This is a genomic window from Bacteroides cellulosilyticus (assembly GCF_020091405.1).
Taxonomy (GTDB): domain Bacteria; phylum Bacteroidota; class Bacteroidia; order Bacteroidales; family Bacteroidaceae; genus Bacteroides.
Window position 1 is genome coordinate 1,290,182 of the sequence record NZ_CP081903.1, and the last position, 24,204, is coordinate 1,314,385.

Sequence of the window (24,204 nt, forward strand, 5' to 3'; positions counted from 1 at the left end):
TTTCAGAATGAATCTTAACCTAAATCAACGTACTACAAAACTTTTAATACACTTCTTTACATACCCTATTTATTACAAGTACTTTGATCTCTCAAATCACGTCCCTTATCTACAACGCAATAATAGCAGTGTACAAAATACTGATCTGAATGAAACCAATCAGCTGGCGTAAATGTGTTATAACAAATATAACCATTTCCCGACTCGCCATCATTAGCTAGCGCTTCTACATTCTCCAAAACTAAATTTGTCAGGCTAACATAGTTTTTCGTGCTTCGCACTCCATAACCTACAGTCACCAGAAACGCAAGGGCCAGTGCCCCCATAAAAACTCTTTTCTTCATAATATAAAAATTAAATGAATAGTATTAATAGTACGTACTATCTATTATTTGAAGTATACTTTTCTTTATTTCAATAAAAAATCCACTATTGGCTCATCCCTATTCACATCTGTAGCAACAATAGTCCTACATTGCTCATCCACAAACATACCATAAATCACATGATCCAACTCATATTTCCCCAACGGCTCCCCCGTCAGGTTAAACACATATATATACCTTCCCCCATCCGTCATATCACCTTTCTGTGCCGCTTCTGCAATCTCTTTGAATGTACGTCCCTGAAACACCGCATAAATGGCATCATTCGTAACCTGCACATCGCAAAACCCCATAATCCCCGTAGGAATACCATAGCCTTCCGAAACCTTGAACTTCGGTTCGCCATTTGGACCAATGCGTACTACATGCGTACTATCTTTCAAGTCATAGATTTCAAGAATTTCTCCCAATTGAGTTACAGCAGCCAAAACCCCATTCCGAGGATTATAGTCAATGAAACTACGCCATGCTTGCGCAAGCGCAGGACGAGCCTGCATCAAAGCTTCTTCATTTGTAGAAGGAATCTCCCCCATCTTACGTAGCAACTTGCCTTTCCGGTCTACCCAGCAGAAACGACTTTCTCCTGAATAATCAGGAATGATAAAAGTGGAGTCATCATATACCACAAAGTCTAATGCCCGGAGAATTTCTTTATCCAGACTCACTACTTCTTCACGAAGCAATGAGTCTCCAGATAAAGATAAACCAAACCTAGTAATTTGTGATTTATTTGAATCTAACACCCACAATGAATTTCCATCCCAACGGATATTCTCAACGGAAAGCATGTCTTCCGGTGAATCTCCGCGCTTACCTAAAGAAGCTATATATGAGAAATCAGGATAATGAAACAACTGGATAAAATAATCCGGAGCATGCAAGTCGAGTATTGCCACGGTATCCCCCTGTATTCGTATCCGGTAAGGGAAACGGAATATGGCGGTATCTAATGGCATAGTTTGCCCCGACAACTGTTCCGTAACCGGAAAGTCATTATAAGGAATTCCTTTCTCAGGTGCAGAGGCACATGCCGAGACAAGAAGCACTATTAGCAATATGTTAGTACAAGTCTTCAAGGCTATAACCGGTTGCCACTATTTTAACTTTCTCATGATTTATGGGACAATCAACTGTCCCAGAACCTACACAATGCATAGGAACATGACTTTCTCCTCCCGCCAATGCTTCAATATTTTCCATTAGCAAAGCACTTTCAATCTTTTCTTCATGAAAAGAACCATAGCAGACCATCGTCATAACTAGAAGCGACATACCTGCAAGCAAAACTTTCTTCTTCATATTTTTCATTCAGACAATAATTGCGTTTCATTACTCACAAAGGTAGCGACCTACAAAGCATAAAAACAAATTTAGTGTCTTACAAAACCTATCAGGCACTAAATTCAATACCGTTGACAGGTTTTGTAAGGTTATGTAAGATTTTGGCTAATTCTGTAAATCAACGTCCGGAGCAGTATTTTCTTCGATGGAATGGGCAATTTTCAACTGATACTTTGAATTTCCACTGACCAGTGAAATTTGCGGTGACATCTCAGCCAAAGAAGAACGAAGTCGTCCAGCAACCGTATGCACTCGTTCAGAGCGTCCACTGCCATCCGGCCATAATAACAGATAAATATCTGACATAAGCATACAATATCCATCAGCCTCTAAAAGCCCAAGCAATAAAGCCGAGACCTGTGGCAATAAATTCTTCACCTGATTTCCCCGCCTCAACAATCTATTTGTCGAATCAAACAAGACATCATCTCCCAATTGATAGATACAAGACGCCGTTTCTTTCAATACAACAACCGGAATTTCTTTCTCCGTACCTGCAAGTTCAGTGACATCCGATCTACGGACTTCAACAAAACGTCTGTTATGAACATTCCAGCCCCAAAAGAAAAGCACTACGGAAAACAGAAGAAAGACATGCTTTATCCAGTCCCATAAAGTCATACTACGCCAATACCTAAAAGGCGGTACAAAAGCAGTCACCTCCACTTCACAGCGGTAACCTATATAGTAGGAACACAAGCTATCCAATACAGGCATATGACGAGTATCTTTTGCATAAGCTATGGATACATTCCCTGATAAATCAGTAACCGACACACGTATATTGCCGCTACCGGAGATTCCGTTCTCAACCCAAAGACTATCCCACAGCATATTCAAAGAATCTGGCTCTAAAGGTTGTTCTTCCAATATAACACTGTCGAAAAGTCTCTCCGTAGGATTCTCCGCTATATTATTATAATGCTTATAGGCAGGTACAATATATTCTTTAGGGCCTTCTCCCACATCCATTGTAACTGTTTTCGGACTATCATCTTTAAAGTCTCTTCGAGTATAGGAATGTGACACAATATACATATCCTCTTTTCCGCGCTTCTCCATACTATCTTCCAAAACACTGACAAGAGAAGTACGCATTTGCTCATTCAGGTTGTGTTCCCTCGTCAAATATTTATAAACAATATCTATTGATAAACACAAAGTTGCTGTCAATGATACAATCAGCAGAACTCTACCAAAAGCGTTTTTTCTATTCATAATCCAATTCTATTTTATGACTTATCATTATCTGTTTTTACCAAAACACCTGTTCCCCATCCACATACTCAAAGATCCGTTCGTCCACCCCGCCCGAATGGTTCTTCAAATAAAGCAACGCCCCTTTAGGAACATTATAAACCAGCGAGTCCGAATCCGCCACCGTCACTCCCGCAGAAATCCAGCCCCCCTTTCCGGCATAGAAAAGCTCATACTTATCGCCTTTGCGAATAAAATTAACGCGATTCCGCGGAGTAAAGACTATCTTACCAACAGAAACAGGCTTTCCAAAGTCAATCCCCGCCCAACCGCCACCCGGCTGTTTATAATCGAAGGAAGTATAAGGGTCACCATCAAAGGCACTCATATACCAATGTCCCTTATCGCCATCAAAGCTACCCGGTGTACCTATCACCTGCCCCTTCAACGGAATAGTATCACCCGTTTCTCTATAAAAGCCTACTTCCGATATGTTACAATAACTTCCCGCAGGACCATAATAACGCAAATAGCGATACCCCTTTGATTTATCCACATAAGCCACATTATAGAGCCGAACCGGCTTCTCCTCTATCAAATACAGCGTATCCTTTTTCCGGAATCCCGCATCATTGCTACCCTCGAATACCCCGCCCACCATACGGTCGATAAAAGGTTCTATAAACAGATTGAACTTATGAAATATAATCACCTGCTCCATCTCTTCTCCGTTTCCGAAATACCGGAAATATTTCAGTTCCTTATGCACCCAAAAAGGAACGCTTATCGGCAGCAACTTCTTATCACGATAGACGGATAAGCAAAAAACAGCGTTTCCATCGACATTTTCAAAACTTACCTGCCCATCCTTGCACTTGCTGACTGCCACCGGAACCCACTCCATACGAGAAGGAAGACACAAGTAAATAACCTCATCCTGCTCCGGCCGAATAAGAAAGCGTGACTCAGGAATACGGATCGTCTGTTCGCAATCAGAATAAATGTTTGTCACGTCCTGCATCAACGGATAGCGGAAAGTAGGATGTATTTTCTCCGGCGGTTGGTTCATCATTTTCATCATATCCCGGTTGACACTGAACATCCGGCGATAAACCTTCCCCCGGGGTGCATCGTAAGTGTGCGATTGGATAAGAGGACCGGGATAGAGAAGCGAGCAGAAGAAAGCGTCGCAATGATCATCCGGTACAAAGTTCCAGTAATGGGGCACATTGTTATCACCACGCATCAGCATTTCATCACAACCGCTCGGAATCCCCAAGGCACGATAGATGTAAGTAAACGCATCCGCCAAATCTTCACAGTTACCGGACAGCCAGTCCGCAATTTCCGGTCCTGCGCTATGCTTGGCATAAGAATAAGAAACAAAACGGGGAGCACGTTTCTTCAAAGAATCTAGCAGTACATCCGCCACAATCCAGGGATATACGCTCTCGGGTTTAAGACGAATGCTATCCAGCAGAGAATTATATTTATCGTAAAGCCGTTCGCGCCATTCCACCGGACATTCATCCCCCACGCGATAAGGGAGCATGTATTCACAAAAGTTCTCAAAAGAAACCTTCTTGCCCCAAGGTTGCTCATGCCAAACCTTGAATGCCCAGTCTATATTGCGAACCAAATAGGCGGAATCCATCTCCTGAATATCATATTTCAACTCAGTCTTACCGAACTGCTCGTTCATTTTCCCACGGTTCAGGGAATCCGCAATCACTTCAGGCGACAAGGTCGTTTCATGAAGCATCTTGAAAAATTGTTTTTCATAATCCACCTCTTCACCCGTATAGTAATAATGATAAGGCATATTTTCGACCAGGAAACAAGCAGCCTTATACTTCAGCGAATCTTCTGCATAGTGATTTAAGACTTTTTCCAGCTCTGCACGATTACCTCCTGCCTGTATCAGCGCCGTCTCTAAATTCGTTTTGCCGCCACAAGCCACGATTGCGATGGAAAGGGCGATTATTGAAAGAATCTTCTTCATGGTCATCATCTTTTTTGTGTTTTTATTCTCATTACTGTATAAGAGAAAGGAAGAAATTCGTAATCAAACTGCTCTCCAAACTCCCGAAACTCACTCTCACGCGGATAAATACGTTTAGGCTCCTCCGCCGTATTCTCATCCATGCCGGTAGCGGCCGCCAATATAAGCACGCGTCCTTCCGCCTCAACCCGTGCGCCTCCTACAAGATGGAATCTTACTTTATAAGGAACATCTGCCGAATTAACCACCTTTACTACAGTCTCTCCCGTCTTTTCATCGTATCCGGCAGTATAAAACTGCCGGGGCATGACCGGCTTATAACCAATCACCAATCTTTCATTCACGTAAAACTCCACACCTTCGGACGTACTCACCAATTTCACGTCATACCAGCGGTTATTCTTCAGATGCCAAGGCAATATCTTGGTCACCACCTCGCCCTCCAGATCTTCGATATTAATAAATTGATTGGTCCATCTCCCCACATTAACGCAATATCCTTTTTTCTTGTCTGCGGACACACCATAATAAAGGAAAAAGCCTTCATCACCTCTTGTACGTCGCGCTCGGAATGTAAGAACGTATTCATTCCCGATGAAATCAGGCAAAATCGCTCTGGTACGCAATTGTCTGGAAGTCTGTATCAAGACACCATCCTGCACTTTCCATTCACCGCTATCGGCTTTGCAACAGGATACATCATAAGAAGTAGTCTTTCCATCCGCCTCAATCCGGATATCCTTAAACTCAACCTCTGTACCCCACGAGCCAAATCCGATCATGCCTTTTTCTGTTTTTACAGGCAATGGTACACTTTGTGTTTTACTAATCTGTACATTATAAGTCGGTATATTCCCTACAGATATAGCCCGTACATAATCAGAACTAAGCTTACTATCATTTTCATTCTTCACGGCCAATGAATCAAAATTTATCCGAACTAAGTCTCTGTTACGCTCCATTCCCAGATACCAGGCAGCCTCAGCCAGCGAAGCCAGCATATTGCCACTATCTACTTTGCAGGCATACCCATGTGAATGGAGCAGGAATTTTCCACGTGGTTCTTTGTCAAACATCACAGAATTAGCAAAGAAGAACTCCGGACTCCGGCGATAAAAAGTATCAATTACATTCACAATAGAAACCGTTTCCATAGACACATCCTGACAAACATCTATAACAACTTCATCTTCGACGGGAGACAGACAACAGGAACTGAGCAGAAAAGCCAAAAGAATAAAAGTATTCCATACATGGCAGTGCATTTTTCTAAATAGCATCATAATATAAGTTTTGAAGGTTTTATTATTTCTCCACCACAAAGTAAGCTATTCTTATCTGCTTTTAGGGTACATTATCAAACCAATAAGGGGATAAAAACAAGTCTTACCTACACAAATCATGCTCCCTCTTCTCTCTTTAATACCAATAAACCTCCCCATTCTCATATACAAAAGGGCGCACATGTTTCCGCTCCTTTTGAGAAGAAGGTCTGATCAACCACAATGCATTTTTAGGAACATCTGTAAAATGCAGAGGCTTCCCTCCTTTACCACTCGTAACAACCTGCCAGCCATTCTGCCATATGCAAAGTTCATAAACTTCATCTTCCTTATACTCCACATCCAGATAAGGGCAAAAACTCACCTCAGACAACAGGCAGCATTCCCCTAAATCCAAATCTACATAATCTGTATCAAGCGGCCTTCTATAACCTGTGGAAGACCATGCATCAAATATATTATCAGCTGGTTCCCCTTTGAAAGACAAAGGCAATGATGTCATCCAACGAACACTCTTCACAAGCTCCTTGCCTGAAAAAGTTTCTTTATAGAATTTCAAATCGCCAAGCGCCACCCCTTTTGCGGGCAACATCATCCGTACATAACGTACCGAATCTTTGGATTGCACTTGCAGTCGTTGGCTATTCAATTCTATTTGTTCCGGGAATACACACAACGTATCTCCCCATCTACCATACACCTTCCCTCCCTTAAGCACTGTTCCAGCTATGATCCCATTATTATACCTGTTCAATGGATAAGCCAGTACACCTGTATACTGTGTAGTCACCATTTCTTCCCGTGTATCCTCCGGATGAAGTATTCGTACCTTCCCATCTTTCTGTACCAATACGGGATCAGCCGCCACTACCATCTCCCCGTCCATACAGTACATAGGCAAATAAGCAATGTCTTTCCCCATTCCCGAAAACAACGCCATATCCCCGGTTATTTTTCCCCAATGAACAGGTTTCCAGTTATTATAATTCCACACGCACAGATACGCATACTTCGTGCCGGAAGGCATCTTACGCAGCTTTATCCTCACATTCACCGTATCAAAATACTCATGCGAAACATCTTTCTTCCTTAAACTTCTGAAGGATTCCGGTATATCCTTAGCGGGCACTCCATCTGCCAGCGGCCCTTCCATATAATATCGGTATGTCTTCCTGAAAACCTTAGGCAGACGGAAGCGTCCCCAGTATTTATGATAATCCATATTGTTGTAAAGGCGCTTATACTGCCACAAGCCCTGTTCCCAAAAGGGATTAAAAGGATGAATATCTCCCTCTTCAATCAATACACTCCACGAATGGGAACTTCCCCTATTGGCCCATGCCGGAACGATATCAGTGGCAACCGCTATACCTAAAGAAGAAAACAACAATGTGTTATGCCAACATTTGTGCGTGCAAAGCCCGTGACGTAACTTCTCTAAAGTAGCAACATCCCATATAGGAATACCGGTAGCATGAAATCCCGAATGCCCTATGTAACTATACAATCGTAACAGGGAATCCGCTTCTTCTATCATTTTTTTTCCGGGATTGGTAAAAAACTGTCCCTGATGCCTGCTGTAAAATACCTGGCGTGCACTATCCACCAACAAGCCGTTTTCCTGGCGATAAGGCAGAATGTAATCACAAAAAGTTTCAAAAGAATAGTTTCGGGTATAGACATTCTCTTTCCAGGACCGAAATGCCTGCTCAATTTCTGTTATTAACCGGGAAGCTTTAATGGTCTTAATATCAATACACATATCCTTTCTCAGCTTTTCATTATTATAGCTGGAATATACATCCCACAAGCTATCTATCTGCCTTCCCCAGTCTTTACCCTTAGGATACTGGTCGTATATAGACAGAGAATCATAATCGTAGGTATGCGACAATGAATCATACATTTGGTAGAAAGGCTGACAAGCTGCTACAACTTCTTCGTCCACGGCAAAAGCTCCCGGCATATTCTCTATAAGAAAACAAGCCGCCTTATACTTCAAACTATCTCCCCTGAAGTAATCCAAAACCAATTCCAACTCTTTCCGGTTCTCTCCGGAAGCTGCTAATGCGCGCTCTAACGAACTTTCTTGCCGACATGCGACGAGAAAAATCAATACCAGATATAAGGTAAACCTCAAGTTGCTCATTACTTTATTTAATATCTATGTTTTATTAAAGAGTTCTATTGAAATCTTTCACGAAAGGCATAGTGTTTTATTTCATAAACAAAAACTATAGTAATCGCAAATATAATAAATAATATTATTATATATTCAATAAATTATAAATATATAATCAAACACCCGGATTATACATTAAATAAATTCAGATTACAAACAATAGATTTTAAATACAGCATCAATATTTTACAAATCCACAGTTGAAGATCAGCTAACCGGAATTATCTTATAGCAAAAGTGTTTCATTGCAATACAAACCCTATCTAAACCATATCCGGAATGCACTTGCTCCGTACCTTCTCCACTCACAGGTATCTCTGACCGAAGAAAGTACGGCCTTGGTACGGAGCAAGTACATCCCGGTTATAACGAGGACAGGTCATAATACAATGAAGAAGATCAAAAAGTTATCTACGCAAAACGACGCGAATGAACGCAAAAATCACAGGAAGCGGGTTGAAGAGATTTATTTTCCATAGATTTGCACAGTAACAGAAACAAGTAATTAAAGACACAATATCATGGGAATTATCAACCAGGGCATTCTCGGAGGGTTCTCCGGTAAAGTGGGACCCATAGTCGGTTTCCGCTGGAAATCAAACTACTATATACGTGCACGCGCCGCCAAAGTCAGCAATCCGCGCACACCCCGGCAACAGGAACAACGCGGCAAGTTTGCCACGGCATTCAGCTTTCTGAAGACTATAAAACCTTTCATTCGCATTGGCTATAAAGAGTTTACGCAGGATAAATCTGCGTTCAACGCCGCTATGTCCTACACACTGAAAAGAGCCGTGACTGGCAGTGGAAAAGAAATCAAAATAGACTTTGACCGGGCATTGGTTTCTATGGGAACCCTGATGCCGGTATTCGAAGGTGCAGCTACACAAGACGGAAATAAGATGCACTTTAACTGGCAGGACAACAGTGGCATGGGAAACGCAGAAGATACGGACATAGCCATGTTATTAGTATATAACAAAGACAAAGAAGCAGCTGTTTACGATACGGAAGCCACCCTACGTTCCGTCCGACATGCAGAACTTCAACTTCCTTCCGACTGGCAGGACGATGAATTGATAGCCTACCTCAGTTTTCGCAGTGCCGACGGGAGTTGCGTGGCCAATAGCATTCGCCTGACGGTAACAGTAGACAAAACAGACTTACAAACACCGGACTCAAAGGATTCCAGCCTATGTACCTCATCAAATCAAATGCTGTTTTATCCAGAGCTTAAACAGTCGATTATCCATAATGCAGCCATCAAGAGTATTATTTATCATACATGGACAATAGGGCCACCTTTCACGTATAAAACCGGCAGGTGCACCGTAATAAATTCCGTAACTTTGCCATCAGTTAACGTAAAAAACGGAAAAACATGAAGAAATTTACCATTACATTGGCGCTCTCCATCATGATAGTGCTATTGATTACCACTCCTTGCAATGCCAAGGGAAAAGCAAAACATGTCGTATTAATCGGTTTGGATGGTTGGGGTGCCTACAGCGTTCCCAAAGCTGATATACCTACTATTAAACAATTGATGGCAGACGGAGCCTATACGCTTGAAAAACGTTCGGCACTCCCCTCTTCAAGTGCCATCAACTGGGCTTCCATGTTTATGGGTGCCGGTCCCGAATTGCACGGATATACCCAATGGGGGTCCAAAACGCCTGAGCTTCCTTCACGGGTGCTCAATCAACATGGCATTTTCCCTACTATTTTCCAGTTATTGCGTGATGCACAACCCGAAGCGGAAATCGGTTGCCTATACGAATGGGATGGTATTAAATATCTGGTAGACACCCTTGCATTAAGTCACCACAAGCAAGCGCCCGACTATAACAAATACCCCGAAGCTCTGTGCACAATGGCGGAAACATACATCAAAGAGAAAAGCCCGACCCTGCTTGCCGTCTGTTTCGATAATCCCGATCATGTAGGGCACCAGGCCGGACATGACACTCCCGAATATTATGCCAAACTAAAAGAACTGGATACTTATATAGCCCGCATTATCAAAGCCGTGAAAGATGCCGGTATATTGAAAGAAACGATCTTCATTGTCACCGCCGACCACGGCGGTATTGAGAAAGGACATGGCGGCAAAACCATGAATGAGATGCAAACTCCTTTCATCATTTCCGGTAAAAACGTGAAGAAAAGCGGTGAATTTCATGAAAGCATGATGCAATATGACGTTGCTTCCACCATAGCCCATATCTTTGGATTAAAGCAACCACAGGTTTGGATAGGCCGCCCGATGAAGCAAGTGTTCAAGTAAGAGATATTATTCACGCCTAAACATTTGCAAATGTCGAAAGTTATTGCGTAATTTGTGTAGCACAAAAAGTGCTACACTTTTTATGCTATACATAAACATTTGCTTATGAACAGAATAACAAACCCTTTTCTGGTTTACGGCTATGCCGGACCTGAGTATTTTTGCGACCGCAAAGAAGATACGCAGAAAAAGCACTGACCACCCTTACCGGCTTCTTCAGAAGTTGCCGTATCCTATTCTCTTCCGACCCACTGAACGGAACTCCGCAAGCTACTCTCGATTTCCAACTATCGCAGGCTCAAGCCACCTTAAAGGAGATATTCGAGTATCTGGAGCATTCCGGCAAAGAATGCTACATAGCCATTGATGAGTTCCAGCAAATCACGGACTATCCGGAAAAAGGCGTAGAAGGATTATTACGCTCTTATATACAGTTCCTGCCACATGTACATTTCATATTTTCCGGCAGCAAGCAACATCTCATGGATGAAATCTTCACTTCTACCAAACGTCCCTTCTATCGGAGTACGGAGAAAATGACTCTGCAACCGATCCCCGTAGAAGATTACTTTCTTTTTGCCTGTGAATGGATGAACCAGGGGGATAAGCAGCTGGGGAGAAACTTATTTCAGCAAATCTATCAGCGCTTCGGAGGCCATACCTGGTATATGCAATATATCCTGAACCGGCTTTATGAACAATCTCAACCAACCATTGATGAAAAACTGATTAAAGAGTGCATATCAGATATTATCCATTCCGAAATAGATTCTTACCAACAGTTATACGGGATGCTAACCGAGAATCAATCGGCTTTATTACGCGCCATCGCACGAGAGAAAATAGTAACAGCCATCAACAGCTCGGCTTTCATAAAAAAATATGGCTTGAAAGGTAGCAGTAGTATAAACACAGCGCTAAAAACATTAATCAACAAGGAATATGTTTTCAAATCCGACAAAGGTTATTGTGTGTATGACCGGTTTATGGAACTGTGGTTACAAACATTACCCTATCCCATTAAATAAACGACAATCAGCGATAAATTAACGTCGACAGATAATCTTCTGCAAACATCTCATTCGCCACTTCCAGCAAAATCTCCGGAGTAATTTGTTCAATACGTTGATAAACAGCTTCGGAGCTTTCATACTTATTATAGTGCAGGAAAGTCTTCGCCATGCCGAGAGCATTGTTCTCATTATTATCCGAAGCTACACCTATTTGTCCGATAAGCTGCTTCTTCGCAGCTGCGAGTTGTAGCGAAGTCATCTTTGTATCACGCAGATTTTTAAGTTCTTTCATCACCAAACGCATACAAGTATCCACATCATCGGGATCGCAACCAAAATAAGTGCAGAAAACCCCGGTATCCGTATAAGAAGTCAGGTTAGACTCTACATTATAGACAAGGCCGCGACGCTCACGCAGAGAAACATTCAAGCGACTGTTCATGCCAGGCCCGCCAAGAATATTATTCAATAGATAGAGCGCGGTGCGCTTATCATCGTAAGCATTATAGCCACGGCTGCCTATCATCACATGAGCCTGATGCGTATCCTTATGCACCACCAGTTTTTCGGGCGTATAAAGAGACGGCGGAGTACGACGGTTATCCACCGTCACCGCCGGAATATCAGCAAGCAGTTTCTCTGCCCAACGGATGATTTGCTTGAAATACAGGTTTCCCCACACAAAGAACACCATATTCCCCGGATGATAGAAACGGGAAGTAAACGCAGCGGCATCTTCGCTGTGAAAGGTCTTCAGCAGCTCAGGATTCCCCAGGATATTGCGTCCCAACGGATGTCCTCGGAAGATTAAATCCTCAAAATCATCGAAAATAAGTTCGGAAGGGGTGTCTTCATAAGATTGGATCTCATCAATAATCACTTCCGTTTCCTTTTCAATCTCACGTTGCGGAAAAGTAGAGTGAAAGACAATATCCGCCAGTAACTCGAACGCACGGCCGAAATGTTCGGTAAGAAAAGCAGAGTAGATCACTGTTTCCTCCTTGTTGGTATAAGCATTCAGGTCACCGCCCACATTCTCCATACGGTTGAGTATATGCCAGGCTTTCCGCTTCTGAGTACCCTTAAAAATAAGATGTTCCACAAAATGCGCCATGCCCTGTTCATTCTCCAATTCATCACGGGTTCCGGCATCAACTGCAAAACCACAGTAAGCCACATCGGAAAATGACGGTTGGTGAATAATACGCAAACCATTGGCAAGAGTATATTGATGGTGTCCCAGCAAGGGTAATAGTGCTAACTTCTTCATTCTGACGTTTGAAACTAATTGAGGGCGCAAAGATAGCGCAATTTGACGAGGTCCCCTTATCTTCGCAAAGCAAAAATACAATAAAACTTATTGCCATTTATGGAAAATTGCAGATATTTGTAGGCTATAACCTAACTACTAACAAAAATAGTATAATGATTGAATCCATTCAAGAGCTTTTGCAGAAAGAGGCACAAGCCGTACTGAACATCCCCGTGACAGACGCTTACGAGCGTGCGGTAGAACTTATCGTGGAACAGATTCATCGGCGGAAAGGAAAACTGGTGACCTCAGGTATGGGAAAAGCCGGGCAGATTGCCATGAACATTGCTACGACATTCTGTTCCACAGGTATTCCTTCCGTATTTCTGCACCCCAGCGAAGCACAACACGGAGACTTGGGCATCTTGCAGGAGAACGACCTGCTGTTGCTGATTTCCAATTCCGGTAAGACGCGTGAAATCGTTGAACTTACACAATTGGCTCATAATCTGAACCCAGACCTCAAGTTTATTGTTATTACCGGAAATCCGGACAGTCCGTTGGCACACGAGTCCGATGTATGCCTCAGCACAGGAAAACCAAAGGAAGTTTGTGCTTTAGGTATGACTCCCACCACTTCGACCACTGTGATGACCGTTATCGGTGACATCCTTGTGGTACAAGTCATGAAACAGACAGGATTTACTATTGGAGACTACTCCAAACGCCATCACGGTGGCTATTTGGGTGAAAAATCAAGAAAATTATGCGAAAAGTAATTGGTATAGGAGAAACGATTCTTGACATCATTTTCCGCAACGGCCAGCCGACAGCTGCCGTACCGGGCGGTTCAGTATTCAATGGCGTCGTGTCATTGGCACGGGCAGGCGTTCCCGTCAGCTTTATCAGTGAGACAGGAAACGACCGGGTAGGTAATACAATCCTGCAATCCATGCGGGATAGCGGCATGTCTACTGACTATGTCAACGTATTTCCCGATGGAAAATCCCCGGTATCACTGGCCTATCTTAACGAGAATGGTGATGCGGAATACATCTTCTACAAAGATTATCCCAAGCAACGGCTGGACGTGGTTTTCCCAAAACTGGAAGAAGATGACATCGTGGTTTTCGGCTCCTATTTTGCCCTGAATCCGGTGCTGCGCGAAAAAGTTCTGGATTTGCTGGAACAGGCACGCGAGAAGAAAGCAATCGTATACTATGATCCCAACTTCCGGTCGTCGCACAAAGACGAGGCTATCAAGCTGACGTCCACCATTATCGAGAATCTGGAATATGCCGACATTGTGCGCGGATCTATAGAAGACTTTTTCTATATGTACAATCAAAGAGAAGTGGACAAGGTATATAAAGACAAAATTCGTTTTTATTGCCCTAACTTCCTTTGTACTGCCGGAGCCAAAGAAATCTCACTGCGCACCAATAGCATCACCAAAGAGTATCCTATTCCCCCATTGGAAGCAGTCAGCACTATTGGCGCAGGCGATAACTTTAATGCCGGTATTATTTATGGCTTATTGAAGTACGACGTGCGTTACTGCGATTTAGGACAGATAAGCGAGGACACCTGGGACAAGATTATCCGTTGCGGCATCGAGTTTGCGGCAGATGTATGCCGGAGTTTCAACAACTCTATATCACCGGAATTTGCCAAGCAGTTGCCTCCCGTTAACTAAATCCCCGTTAAAGGAGAAAAAACTCTGTGAAACTCTGTGCCCTGGAATAACAAAAGTCATCAGAATACATATCTTTGCAACAAAGCGAAGATAAGCTGCACCTCGGCATAAAAAATGAACAAGTTCATTTTATTCTGCTCTCGGTTTGCATTATCTTTGCATATATATGCTCAGACAAAAAAACTATGTATAGAAATCTGTTGAACTTGCTAACATGTGTATTGCTGCTACCGGCTTGTAGCGGCACAGCTCCTCATATATCCATTGTTTGCGAAGAAAATAACGTCGGGAACAGTATCGTCAAATGGGAAATAGCCCCTCTCATCAAAGGGAACGTAAAGGTATATGCTTCGACTGATCCGAACAATATCCCCGAGGATTCTCCGGTAGCCATAGCAAACATTTCCGACCAGCGAATGACGATTGTCACCACAGACCCTACCAGGCGTTATTACTACACCCTCGTATTCAATGATAAATATCGCGTAAAGATTGCTACCCGCAATGTCAATATCCCCGGCATACAAAACTTCCGTGATATGGGTGGATATCCGTCATACCCTGCCAAGAAGAGGTTGCGTTGGGGCATGCTCTATCGTTCTGCACAGATAGACAGTCTGGAATGCTACTCACGCAGGGAACTGAAGAATATAGGCATCAAGACCATCATCGATCTGCGCTCAGAATCGGAGTTGAAAGGTCACACTCCAGTGCAACAAGGATTTAATGTAATACATGTCCCTATAAAAACGGGAGACATGGAAGATATACTGAAAGGCATCCAGGAACAGAAGATAAAAAGCGACACTGTCTACCGGATGGTGGAACGGATGAACCGCGAATTGGTAATGAACTATCATAAAGAGTATCGCCAGATATTTGATATCTTGCTGAACAGTACCAATTACCCAGTCGTTATCCATTGCTCCTCCGGCAAAGGGCGCACCGGCATTGCTTCGGCACTGATCCTTGCCTCCCTTGGCGTGAACAGCGACATCATTATGGAAGACTACCGCCTAAGCAACGATTACTTCAACATTCCCAGCGCTTCCAGCTATGCCTACAACCTGCCCGCACGCTCGCAAGAGGCCATTACGACCATCTATTCGGCAAGGGAAGATTTCCTGAACGCCGCCAAGGAGGAAATAGAGCGCCGGTACGGTGATGTAGATACGTATCTGCAAAGAGCCATCGGACTCAACAAAGAAGAAATCAAGAAGTTGCAGAAGATTCTGCTGGTGAAAGATTGATAAACATGCCGTTTACGTAGCATAATTTCTTCCTATTCCTCAATTTATCACTAACAACTAATCGTTTATCACCAAAAAACTCTTATCTTTGTGCCCGAATATAAAGATATACAAAGATTTAATGAAGAATTTTGAAGAGCTCGGTCTGTCGCCGGAGATACGCCGCGCCATTGAAGAAATGGGATATGAGTGTCCCATGCCGGTACAAGAGGAAGTGATTCCTTACCTTTTAGGAGAAAATAATGATGTTGTAGCACTTGCACAAACAGGAACGGGGAAAACCGCCGCATTCGGCTTGCCACTTATCCAGAAAATTAATGTAAAGAACCGGATTCCACAATCCCTTATACTTTGCCCTACACGCGAACTTTGCTTGCAGATTGCAGGTGATCTGAATGATTATTCCAAATACATCACCGGATTGAGGGTATTGCCTGTATATGGTGGTTCATCCATAGACAGCCAGATACGCGCCCTGAAACAGGGTGTACATATCATTGTCGCCACCCCGGGGCGCTTGCTCGACCTGATGGAGCGCAAAACGGTATCCCTCACCACCATCCAGAACGTAGTGATGGACGAGGCTGACGAAATGCTGAACATGGGATTCACGGACAGCATCAACGCCATTCTTGCCGATGTACCGCAAGAGCGTAACACTCTGTTATTCTCCGCCACTATGAGTCCGGAGATTGCACGCATTTCAAAAAAATATCTGCGTGACGCCAAAGAAATCACCATCGGACGGAAAAATGAAAGCACAAGCAATGTGAAGCATGTGGTTTTCACCGTTCATGCCAAAGATAAATACGCTGCCCTGAAACGCATTGTAGACTATTACCCGCAAATATATGGTATCATTTTCTGCCGTACACGAAAAGAAACGCAGGAGATTGCCGACAAGCTGATGCAGGACGGTTATAACGCTGACTCACTGCATGGAGAATTAAGCCAGGCACAACGTGATACCGTCATGCAGAAATTCCGTATCCGCAATCTGCAAATCCTGGTTGCCACGGACGTTGCCGCCCGCGGACTGGATGTGGACGATCTGACCCACGTCATCAATTATGGCTTGCCGGATGATACCGAAAGCTACACTCACCGTAGCGGACGTACAGGACGTGCCGGAAAGACGGGCACTTCCATCGCCATCATCAACCTGCGCGAGAAAGGTAAAATGCGTGAAATTGAACGGATTATCAGCAAGAAGTTTATTGTTGGTGAAATGCCTACCGGTAAACAGATTTGCGAGAAACAGCTTCTGAAAGTGATCGATGACCTGGAAAAGGTGAAGGTGAACGAAGAAGATATGGCCGACTTCATGCCTGAAATATACCGTAAGCTGGACTGGTTGAGCAAAGAAGATCTGATCAAGCGCATGGTTTCTCATGAATTCAACCGTTTCTCAGAATATTACCGCAACCGCGAAGAGATAGAAATGCCTACCGACAGCCGTGGCGAACGCAACAGCAGAGGCGGCAGCGAACGCACCGGTGATCGCAACAGCCGCAAAGCAGATCCGGGATTCACCCGCCTGTTCATCAATCTGGGTAAGATGGATAACTTCTTCCCAAATGAGCTGATAAGCCTACTGAACGGTAATACCCGCGGACGCGTGGAGCTGGGACGCATAGACCTGATGAAGAACTTCTCATTCTTCGAAGTAGATGAGAAAGAGGCAGGTAATGTAGTGAAAGCCCTGAACCGTGCGAACTGGAACGGTCGAAAGGTATCTGTAGAAATTGCCGGCGAAGAAGGCAAGGAAGCTCCCAAAGGCAGACGTAAGAGTGAGGGCAACAACTACGGCAAGAAGGAATTTGAAGGCAAGAAACGCAGCTTCAAAGACGAAAAGCGCAGTGATGCATCTGGAAAACGTAGCGATGCCCCCAGAAAAAGTAGAAGTAAATCTGAAAGTGCTCCGGCTGACAAAAAGAAAAGCAAACCAAGCCGCGAAGAGCGTGGCTATACCGACGCCCGCGGCAAGAAAGACGATTGGAGACAGTTCTTTCAAAGCGACAACAAGGAGTTCCGTGATAAAGAACCCGATTTCAGCGAAGAAGGCTGGGCAAGACGGGCACCTAAAAAGAAATAATAGAATGCTGTGATAGAGTGATGGGGTGATAAAGTGATAGAGTAATGTCACCTTATCACCCCATCACTCTATCACCTTATCACTTTATCACCTTATCACCTTATCACCTTTTTTATATGAACAAAGTAAACGGATTCCTATATGGCCTTCTCTCTTCGGCGAGCTTCGGACTTATTCCGCTGTTCACCATTCCTGCTATGCATCAGGGCATGCAGTTCTGGTCCATACTGCTCTACCGTTTCCTCTTTGCCATGCTGGCACTGGCCTGTATACTGTTGCTCGACAAGCAGTCTTTCCGCATCCGCCGGAAAGAGATACTTCCACTTCTCCTGCTGGCATTCCTGTATGACTGTTCCGCTGTTTTTCTGTTCTGGGGATATAAGTTCATGTCAAGCGGAGTAGCTACTACCATTCATTTCATGTATCCGGTGCTGACTACGCTTATTATGATGGTTTTCTTCCGCGAAAAGAAATCCCCTTGGCGTATAGCAGCAATCGCTTTAGCGGTAAGCGGAGTTTTCTTCCTTTCGCATGGAGACACAACAGGGACTGTTACCTTACCGGGTATTTTTATCGTCCTACTCTCTGCTTTGGGCTACGCGCTCTATCTGGTCACCGTCAGCCAACTGAAATCCCTTGAAATGAAGGGGCTGAAAATGACATTCTATGTTTTCCTTTTTGGCGGAATCCTTCTTTTCACCGGAATGACAGTGACAGGCGTCGGAGTACAGGCCATCCCGGACCGGATAACCCTGGGAAACCTGGTGATGCTGGCATTGGTACCAACCGTAATATCTAATCTGGCACTGGTACGCGCCATTAAAAACATAGGCTCCACACTCACCTCTGTATTGGGAGCCATGGAGCCTGTGACTGCCGTCTGTGTAGGCATTCTCATCTTTGGAGAACCTTTCACTCAAAGCATCGCCTTAGGCATCGGGTTGATTATTTCGGCGGTTACGGTGATCATACTGAAAAAATAGAATGTCCTATTTTCATCCAGTTCTTTTAGCATCTATATATGGGTGGCGTTGGATATATAGATACTGCATGTCCGATATATAGATGCTGTACATCCGATATATAGATGCTGTACATCCGATATATAGATGCAACACGTCCGATATATAGATACAATACAAGATTCCATCCACCTTCACAGGCAGATGGAATCCCTGAACATCCAATTCAATGTTCTTATCTATTTTTGAATTTAATCCAAACAATCATACCACGTCAATTAATACCCCGGATTCTGGTAATAGCCACCACCCTCTTCCAGATTCTCCAGGAATGACTGTGGGAATGGTCTTACCTCATGTTTGCCATCTACAAAGTATTGACCGACATCAGGATTTGTAGACTTCAGATAGGTGCTGGTCAACTTCCCTGTACGCTTCAAATCATAGAACCGTACATACTCCCCACACAATTCTCTGGCACGTTCATCCAATACCGTTTCTACTGTTGCCGCACCGGACAGAGCCTTGGCACCGGCACGCTCACGAACCAGATTTATGTATTGCATCGCATTTGCTCCACCATTTACATAGATATCGGCCTCAGCAGCTATTAAGAAAACCTCAGGAGTACGCATCATAAAGGTAGCATTCAGATTTCCGAGACGTTTCTTGCTCAAGTTATTAACATAATAATTGCTACTGTTATGCTTCATCAACGACGGATAGAAATTAAGCCAAGGACTGACTACATCCGTATTATCATAATCTCTGTGATAATCCATAATCACCGTATTGTCCTCAGCATACAAGTCCTTGTAGTCAACATACAGGATTTTTGAGTCCTTCTTTTCCGCTATCTTTTCCGCATATCCTTCATCTCCCGGACGGATAAATTCCAGTGCTTTTTCATCAAATACAAATTTGGTATACTGCCGCACCAACTCACCGGTTGTCGCATTAGGCACCATTTCTGATATTTCAGGAGACTCCAGATTCTTATCAAACTGCTTCACTTGTGATTCGCTCCATGACTGACCTTTATCTTTGTTACAAGTCCATTGCGTTTGAAAAAATTCATGATATCGAGGATCCAGCGTTCCATCTTCCTGTACGTATAAATCCATCAGATGCTTTGAAGGCATAAAACTCCCGCCGGCACGTCTGCCCCAAATCTGATAATCGGACAAGCCGTCATATTTGTTACCGGAATGTATATCCGTCTTGAACACAATGGCTGAAAAGGCTGTGAGCGGACAATAGAACTGCTCGTTATTCTGATTCATGATCCAAGCCTGGTTACTTACACCGCCCACCACATAGCGGTGTTTCCATAAGGCTTCTTTATTCTCAAAATTGTTGCTTTCTGCAAATACATCTTCTATGTTATCATACATATACACTCCCAAAGCGGCTCCTCCTGCCTTGCAATCTTCCACCATCTCTTTGGCAACTTCCAAAGCCCGTTGCGCATACTTTTTAGAAGAGTCATACTCTATGGATTGCAGGCAGGCTCTTGCCAACATTCCCATCGCCGACTTCTTGGACGGACGCGTAGTTCTTTCTTCTACCGGTAACCACTGAACGGCAAACTCCAGATCGGGAATGATACATTTCTCATAGATATCCAGCGGGGTATCTTTACCGGGATGCAAATCCACATCTTCGACTGGCGACATTTGCAACGTCACGCCACCCAGTTGTTCTACCAGATTATAGTAATATACCGCCCTCATAAAATGAGCTTCCGCCACCTTCTGGTTTTTCTCTTCCTCGGTAGTGAAAGGAACTTTATTGGCCTGTACAATTGCCTGGTTGCAATAGCAGATACCGTCATAACAGCAATTCAGCGTGTTAGCCATCATATTATTAGCAAAGTCCGATCCCATACCATACTTTAAGTAAAGGTTATCACCGTTCTTCTGAGAGGTCCAGATATCAGTTCCGCCCTCGGTCATCTGCATAAACTGTCCATAGCCGTAGAGCGCTCTTTCCATGCCAAAGTAAACATTATTAAGTATGGTTTGATAGCCTTCTACCGAAGCGGACAGTGCATCCATAGTGTATCCCGAAGGATTATATTCATCGAGTGTACAAGAAGCATTGCTTATCGTCACTGCCATTACTGTTACAGTCAGCCAGTTTTTTATTTTCGTAGTCATATCTATTCTTATTGAATTATTAATTAAAAGGATACATTAAGTCCCAAGAGATAAGTTTTGTAAAGCGGGAAGGTATCGGAACCGTTATTTTCAGGGTCCGAGTGCTTCAGCTCACTCTTAAACGGCAGTACAAATACATTATATGCCGTTGCATAAAGCCGGCATTGCTCAAGTCCCAGAGTTTTACATAATTTCTTGGGGAAGGTATATCCCAAAGTGATATTCTTTATTTTGGCATAAGAACCGTCAATATACTTCAGCGAACCTATACCCGTCGTACTGGCAATACCCGGTCGGGGGAAGTAAGCCGACTGGTTTTCAGGAGTCCAATAATTCGTACCCCTAGGTTGGTTATTACCATTGGCGGAATACCAGCCGATTGTTTTGCTGTCTATCATCTGCCCGTATCTCACAATAGCGAAAACGCTTAAATCAAAATCTCTGTACTTAAATGTATTATTTACACCCAAGATACCGTCAGGTACATTCGAGCCCAATATCTGGAGGTCGCGCGTGTTGCTGTAAGTGTGTACGCCACCATCTCCTACAAGATTTCCATTCTCATCCGTAGTGAACTGCTCCACTGTCTCAATCTTCACATATCCCGGTTGGCATCCATATTTCGCCGCTTCTTCTTCTTCGGCAGTGCTCCATATTCCGGCATATTTAAAATCGTAGAATGTCTTGATGGGATGTCCTTCGAATAACTTTTTGGCAATGAGGTCACCATCGGGCAGGTCTACAATTTTTTCATCGTTATGAGTATAAGAAATGGATGAAGACCATTGGAAATTCCTGCTCTTTACATTGACCGTAGACAATTGGATTTCATAACCTTTGTTGCTGGTTTCACCTATATTCTGCCAGGTTGCCATAGGAGATCCCCAGGCGGTAATGGCCGAAGTAACGGGCAATGTACGGCTAAACAGAAGGTCTTTCGTTTTTGAGTCGTAATAATCGAAACTCAGATTGATGCGGCCGTCGAAAAATCCCAAGTCTACACCATAGTTCCATTGATAGGTTTTCTCCCAACCGATAGAGGGGTTTCCGTATGGAGACACAAGTTGGCTTACTGAACTCAGCTCCCCATCGATGGATACCGGAGAATAGGTGGCTGCTCCTGTCTGCGAAGAATAAGCTCCCATACCTCCGGAGTTACCGGTAATACCGTAGCTTAGGCGAAGTTTCAGGTTGTTCAGCCATTTTTTTGTAGACTCCATGAAGGGTTCCTGCGAAACACGCCATGCCAACGCCCCTGCCGGAAACGATTCCCATTTATGTCCACTGGCCAGATGGGATGCGCCATCCCAGCGCGTAGTAAATGAAGCTATATATTTATCATTATATACATAATTCAGACGTAAGGCATAAGACATCTTCTGGCTTTGAGAATAATTGGACTTCACACCGTACTTCGTAATACCCGAAGCCATATTATAAAACAAATAGGAGTCAAGAGGCTGACCGGAAGCTCGCATGTTATTAGAATCACTTTGGCCATGGCTATAAGAGGTTACACCGGTCAGCGTGACTTTATGTCCTTTAAGCGGTTCGATTTTATAAGTCAGCACATTATCCCATAAATAGCTATAGCCATAGTTGTTATTGATGTAGGCATACGGTGCGGAATATCCATTTTCCACTCCCTGCAATGAATGTTCACCGATATATTGCCCATTGCGGGAGCTATTCAATGTGGTGCTGATCTGTGAGCGGAATGACAATCCTTTCAGTGGAGTAATCTCCAGATAACCGTTGACATTGGCATAAGTCGTACGTGTTTGATTGGCATATTGATTCTCCATTTCATCTCCGAATGGAGAGGTCTCCCCTTCTATAAATTCAACATTGATGTTGCCATTGTCATCATAAGGTTTACCCAGAGGAAAGGCAGTCAGCGATTTAGTAAAAATATTCTTGCCCCGCGAATTCTTGATCGTATAGGTGAGCGCCGAGCTCGCACCTATCTTTACCCATTTCCGGATTTGATAATCCACATTAAACCTCATTCCGTAACGCGTCTGGTTTTCGTTAGAGAGCAAACCTTGCGTATTGTTATAGCTAAATGAAGTGTATATTTTGATTTTGTCACTTCCGCCTCTCAATGACAAGTTTATATCTTTCTGAGAAGCATTTCCTTTGGTAGCCTCATCAATCCAGTCTATCCATTGATTGTTTTCATAAGCTTGCTGTATAGCCTCAGAAGAAAACATCTGGAAGAAGTTCTCCGGATATTCCCCGTTCTTAGTCCGATAGAGCTCGGTCTGATAACGGTACCATTCATCTCCCATCATACCATGTATGAAATTGGCTCCTCCCGAAATACTATATTTGGCATCCAAGTTGACTGTAACTTTCCCGGCCGCGCCTCTTTTGGTTGTGATAATGATGACGCCATTGGCACCCGCCGAACCGTAAATAGCAGTTGACGACGCATCTTTCAATACATCAATCTGCTCAATATCATTTGGATTCAGCTGGTTGTAACTGGCTCCCTGCACACCGTCAATGACAAACAGGGGTTCGTTGCTTCCGTTGATGGAACGAGAGCCACGCAATAAGATATCCACATCCTCGCCTACTGCACCGGAGCCCATCATAATATCGGCACCCGCAATTTTACCTTGAAGGGCCTCCATCACATTGCTTGTCGGAGTCCCCTTTATGTCTTCCTTACTTACCGACACGACAGAGCCACTCAGATCGGCTTTCCTCTGCGAACCATAACCAGTGCTCACAATCACCTCCTCCAGCAAAGTCGCATCCTCTTGCATCACAATGTTCAAAGAAGTTTTCCCCTTCAGGTTTATCACCTGTTTCTTATATCCCATATAGGATACTTCAATAGGATACTTGCCCGAGGCTTTCAAGGTGAACTTACCCTCAAGATTGGTAACTACTCCATTACTTGTCCCTTTTTCTACTACGGAAGCCCCGATGATGGGCTCTCCCTGGCTGTCCTTTACAGTTCCCGTAATGTTCTGTGCAACGGCATTGACACTCAGGAAAACGAATAGCATACTAAGCAATATTCGCATGTTTCTCAAGTTGATAGATGTTTTCATCAATTCAAAATAATTTAATTAATTAAAGGTTACT

General features: G+C 43.7%; 18 protein-coding genes. 8 read left to right on the forward strand and 10 right to left on the reverse strand.

The genetic code is table 11. The features are described 5' to 3' along the window. Positions 1 to 65 precede the first annotated feature (65 nt). From K6V21_RS04520 to K6V21_RS04550, 7 genes are all read right to left on the reverse strand, one after another. Positions 66 to 344, reverse strand: a complete 279-nt coding sequence (locus tag K6V21_RS04520; RefSeq protein WP_217715298.1) for an NVEALA domain-containing protein — start codon at positions 342 to 344, stop codon at positions 66 to 68. 65 nt (positions 345 to 409) lie between these two features. Further along, the gene (locus tag K6V21_RS04525; protein WP_224320969.1) at positions 410 to 1,462 is read right to left on the reverse strand and encodes a BF3164 family lipoprotein; all 1,053 of its coding nucleotides are present in this window, start codon (positions 1,460 to 1,462) and stop codon (positions 410 to 412) included. After that, a complete protein-coding gene (locus K6V21_RS04530) occupies positions 1,446 to 1,685 on the reverse strand; it encodes an NVEALA domain-containing protein (RefSeq protein ID WP_022209576.1) in 240 nt (79 codons plus the stop codon). The genes K6V21_RS04525 and K6V21_RS04530 overlap by 17 nt, the downstream gene beginning before the upstream one ends. A 147-nt stretch (positions 1,686 to 1,832) precedes the next feature. Continuing rightward, on the reverse strand, positions 1,833 to 2,945 hold the full coding sequence (locus K6V21_RS04535; protein WP_224320970.1) for a hypothetical protein: 1,113 nt from the start codon (positions 2,943 to 2,945) through the stop codon (positions 1,833 to 1,835). A gap of 37 nt (positions 2,946 to 2,982) precedes the next feature. Continuing rightward, positions 2,983 to 4,926 (reverse strand): transglutaminase-like domain-containing protein, encoded by a 1,944-nt coding sequence (locus K6V21_RS04540; RefSeq protein WP_224320971.1) that lies wholly within the window; start codon positions 4,924 to 4,926, stop codon positions 2,983 to 2,985. Positions 4,927 to 4,931: 5 nt separating this feature from the next. Continuing rightward, entirely contained in the window at positions 4,932 to 6,209 is a 1,278-nt protein-coding gene (locus K6V21_RS04545) for an alpha-L-arabinofuranosidase C-terminal domain-containing protein (RefSeq protein WP_224320972.1), read from the reverse strand. Positions 6,210 to 6,345: 136 nt separating this feature from the next. Further along, positions 6,346 to 8,358 carry a hypothetical protein gene (locus tag K6V21_RS04550; RefSeq protein ID WP_224320973.1) on the reverse strand — a complete coding sequence of 671 codons (2,013 nt, stop codon included), beginning with the start codon at positions 8,356 to 8,358 and terminating at the stop codon, positions 6,346 to 6,348. Between the two features lie 554 nt (positions 8,359 to 8,912). Between K6V21_RS04550 and K6V21_RS04555 the strand changes: the two genes are divergently transcribed. From K6V21_RS04555 to K6V21_RS04565, 3 genes are all read left to right on the forward strand, one after another. Next, the gene (locus K6V21_RS04555) at positions 8,913 to 9,776 is read left to right on the forward strand and encodes a DUF6266 family protein (RefSeq protein WP_224320974.1); all 864 of its coding nucleotides are present in this window, start codon (positions 8,913 to 8,915) and stop codon (positions 9,774 to 9,776) included. After that, on the forward strand, positions 9,773 to 10,678 hold the full coding sequence (locus K6V21_RS04560) for an alkaline phosphatase (RefSeq protein ID WP_224320975.1): 906 nt from the start codon (positions 9,773 to 9,775) through the stop codon (positions 10,676 to 10,678). The genes K6V21_RS04555 and K6V21_RS04560 overlap by 4 nt, the downstream gene beginning before the upstream one ends. Positions 10,679 to 10,839: 161 nt before the next feature. Further along, entirely contained in the window at positions 10,840 to 11,706 is an 867-nt protein-coding gene (locus K6V21_RS04565; RefSeq protein ID WP_408912646.1) for an AAA family ATPase, read from the forward strand. 7 nt (positions 11,707 to 11,713) lie between these two features. Here the strand turns inward: K6V21_RS04565 and K6V21_RS04570 are convergent, their stop codons facing one another. After that, positions 11,714 to 12,961, reverse strand: coding sequence for a M16 family metallopeptidase (locus K6V21_RS04570; protein ID WP_217715312.1), 1,248 nt, complete (start codon positions 12,959 to 12,961; stop codon positions 11,714 to 11,716). Positions 12,962 to 13,116: 155 nt separating this feature from the next. Here K6V21_RS04570 and K6V21_RS04575 point away from each other — a divergent pair, with 155 nt between their 5' ends. The 5 genes from K6V21_RS04575 (at position 13,117) to K6V21_RS04595 (ending at position 18,967) form a co-directional block, all read left to right on the forward strand. Further along, positions 13,117 to 13,722 carry an SIS domain-containing protein gene (locus K6V21_RS04575; protein WP_022208190.1) on the forward strand — a complete coding sequence of 202 codons (606 nt, stop codon included), beginning with the start codon at positions 13,117 to 13,119 and terminating at the stop codon, positions 13,720 to 13,722. Continuing rightward, positions 13,710 to 14,639, forward strand: a complete 930-nt coding sequence (locus tag K6V21_RS04580) for a carbohydrate kinase family protein (RefSeq protein ID WP_217715314.1) — start codon at positions 13,710 to 13,712, stop codon at positions 14,637 to 14,639. Before K6V21_RS04575 ends, K6V21_RS04580 begins: the two co-directional genes overlap by 13 nt. A gap of 185 nt (positions 14,640 to 14,824) precedes the next feature. After that, positions 14,825 to 15,889, forward strand: coding sequence for a tyrosine-protein phosphatase (locus K6V21_RS04585; RefSeq protein ID WP_224320976.1), 1,065 nt, complete (start codon positions 14,825 to 14,827; stop codon positions 15,887 to 15,889). Between the two features lie 121 nt (positions 15,890 to 16,010). Then, positions 16,011 to 17,984 carry a DEAD/DEAH box helicase gene (locus K6V21_RS04590; RefSeq protein WP_217715317.1) on the forward strand — a complete coding sequence of 658 codons (1,974 nt, stop codon included), beginning with the start codon at positions 16,011 to 16,013 and terminating at the stop codon, positions 17,982 to 17,984. Positions 17,985 to 18,100: 116 nt separating this feature from the next. Beyond that, the gene (locus tag K6V21_RS04595) at positions 18,101 to 18,967 is read left to right on the forward strand and encodes a DMT family transporter (RefSeq protein WP_224320977.1); all 867 of its coding nucleotides are present in this window, start codon (positions 18,101 to 18,103) and stop codon (positions 18,965 to 18,967) included. A 257-nt stretch (positions 18,968 to 19,224) separates the two neighbouring features. Here K6V21_RS04595 and K6V21_RS04600 read toward each other — a convergent pair whose 3' ends face one another. Both K6V21_RS04600 and K6V21_RS04605 read right to left on the reverse strand, forming a co-directional pair. Next, positions 19,225 to 21,105, reverse strand: coding sequence for a RagB/SusD family nutrient uptake outer membrane protein (locus K6V21_RS04600; RefSeq protein ID WP_224320978.1), 1,881 nt, complete (start codon positions 21,103 to 21,105; stop codon positions 19,225 to 19,227). Positions 21,106 to 21,128: 23 nt separating this feature from the next. Then, positions 21,129 to 24,170 (reverse strand): SusC/RagA family TonB-linked outer membrane protein, encoded by a 3,042-nt coding sequence (locus K6V21_RS04605; protein WP_217715321.1) that lies wholly within the window; start codon positions 24,168 to 24,170, stop codon positions 21,129 to 21,131. Positions 24,171 to 24,204: the final 34 nt, after the last annotated feature.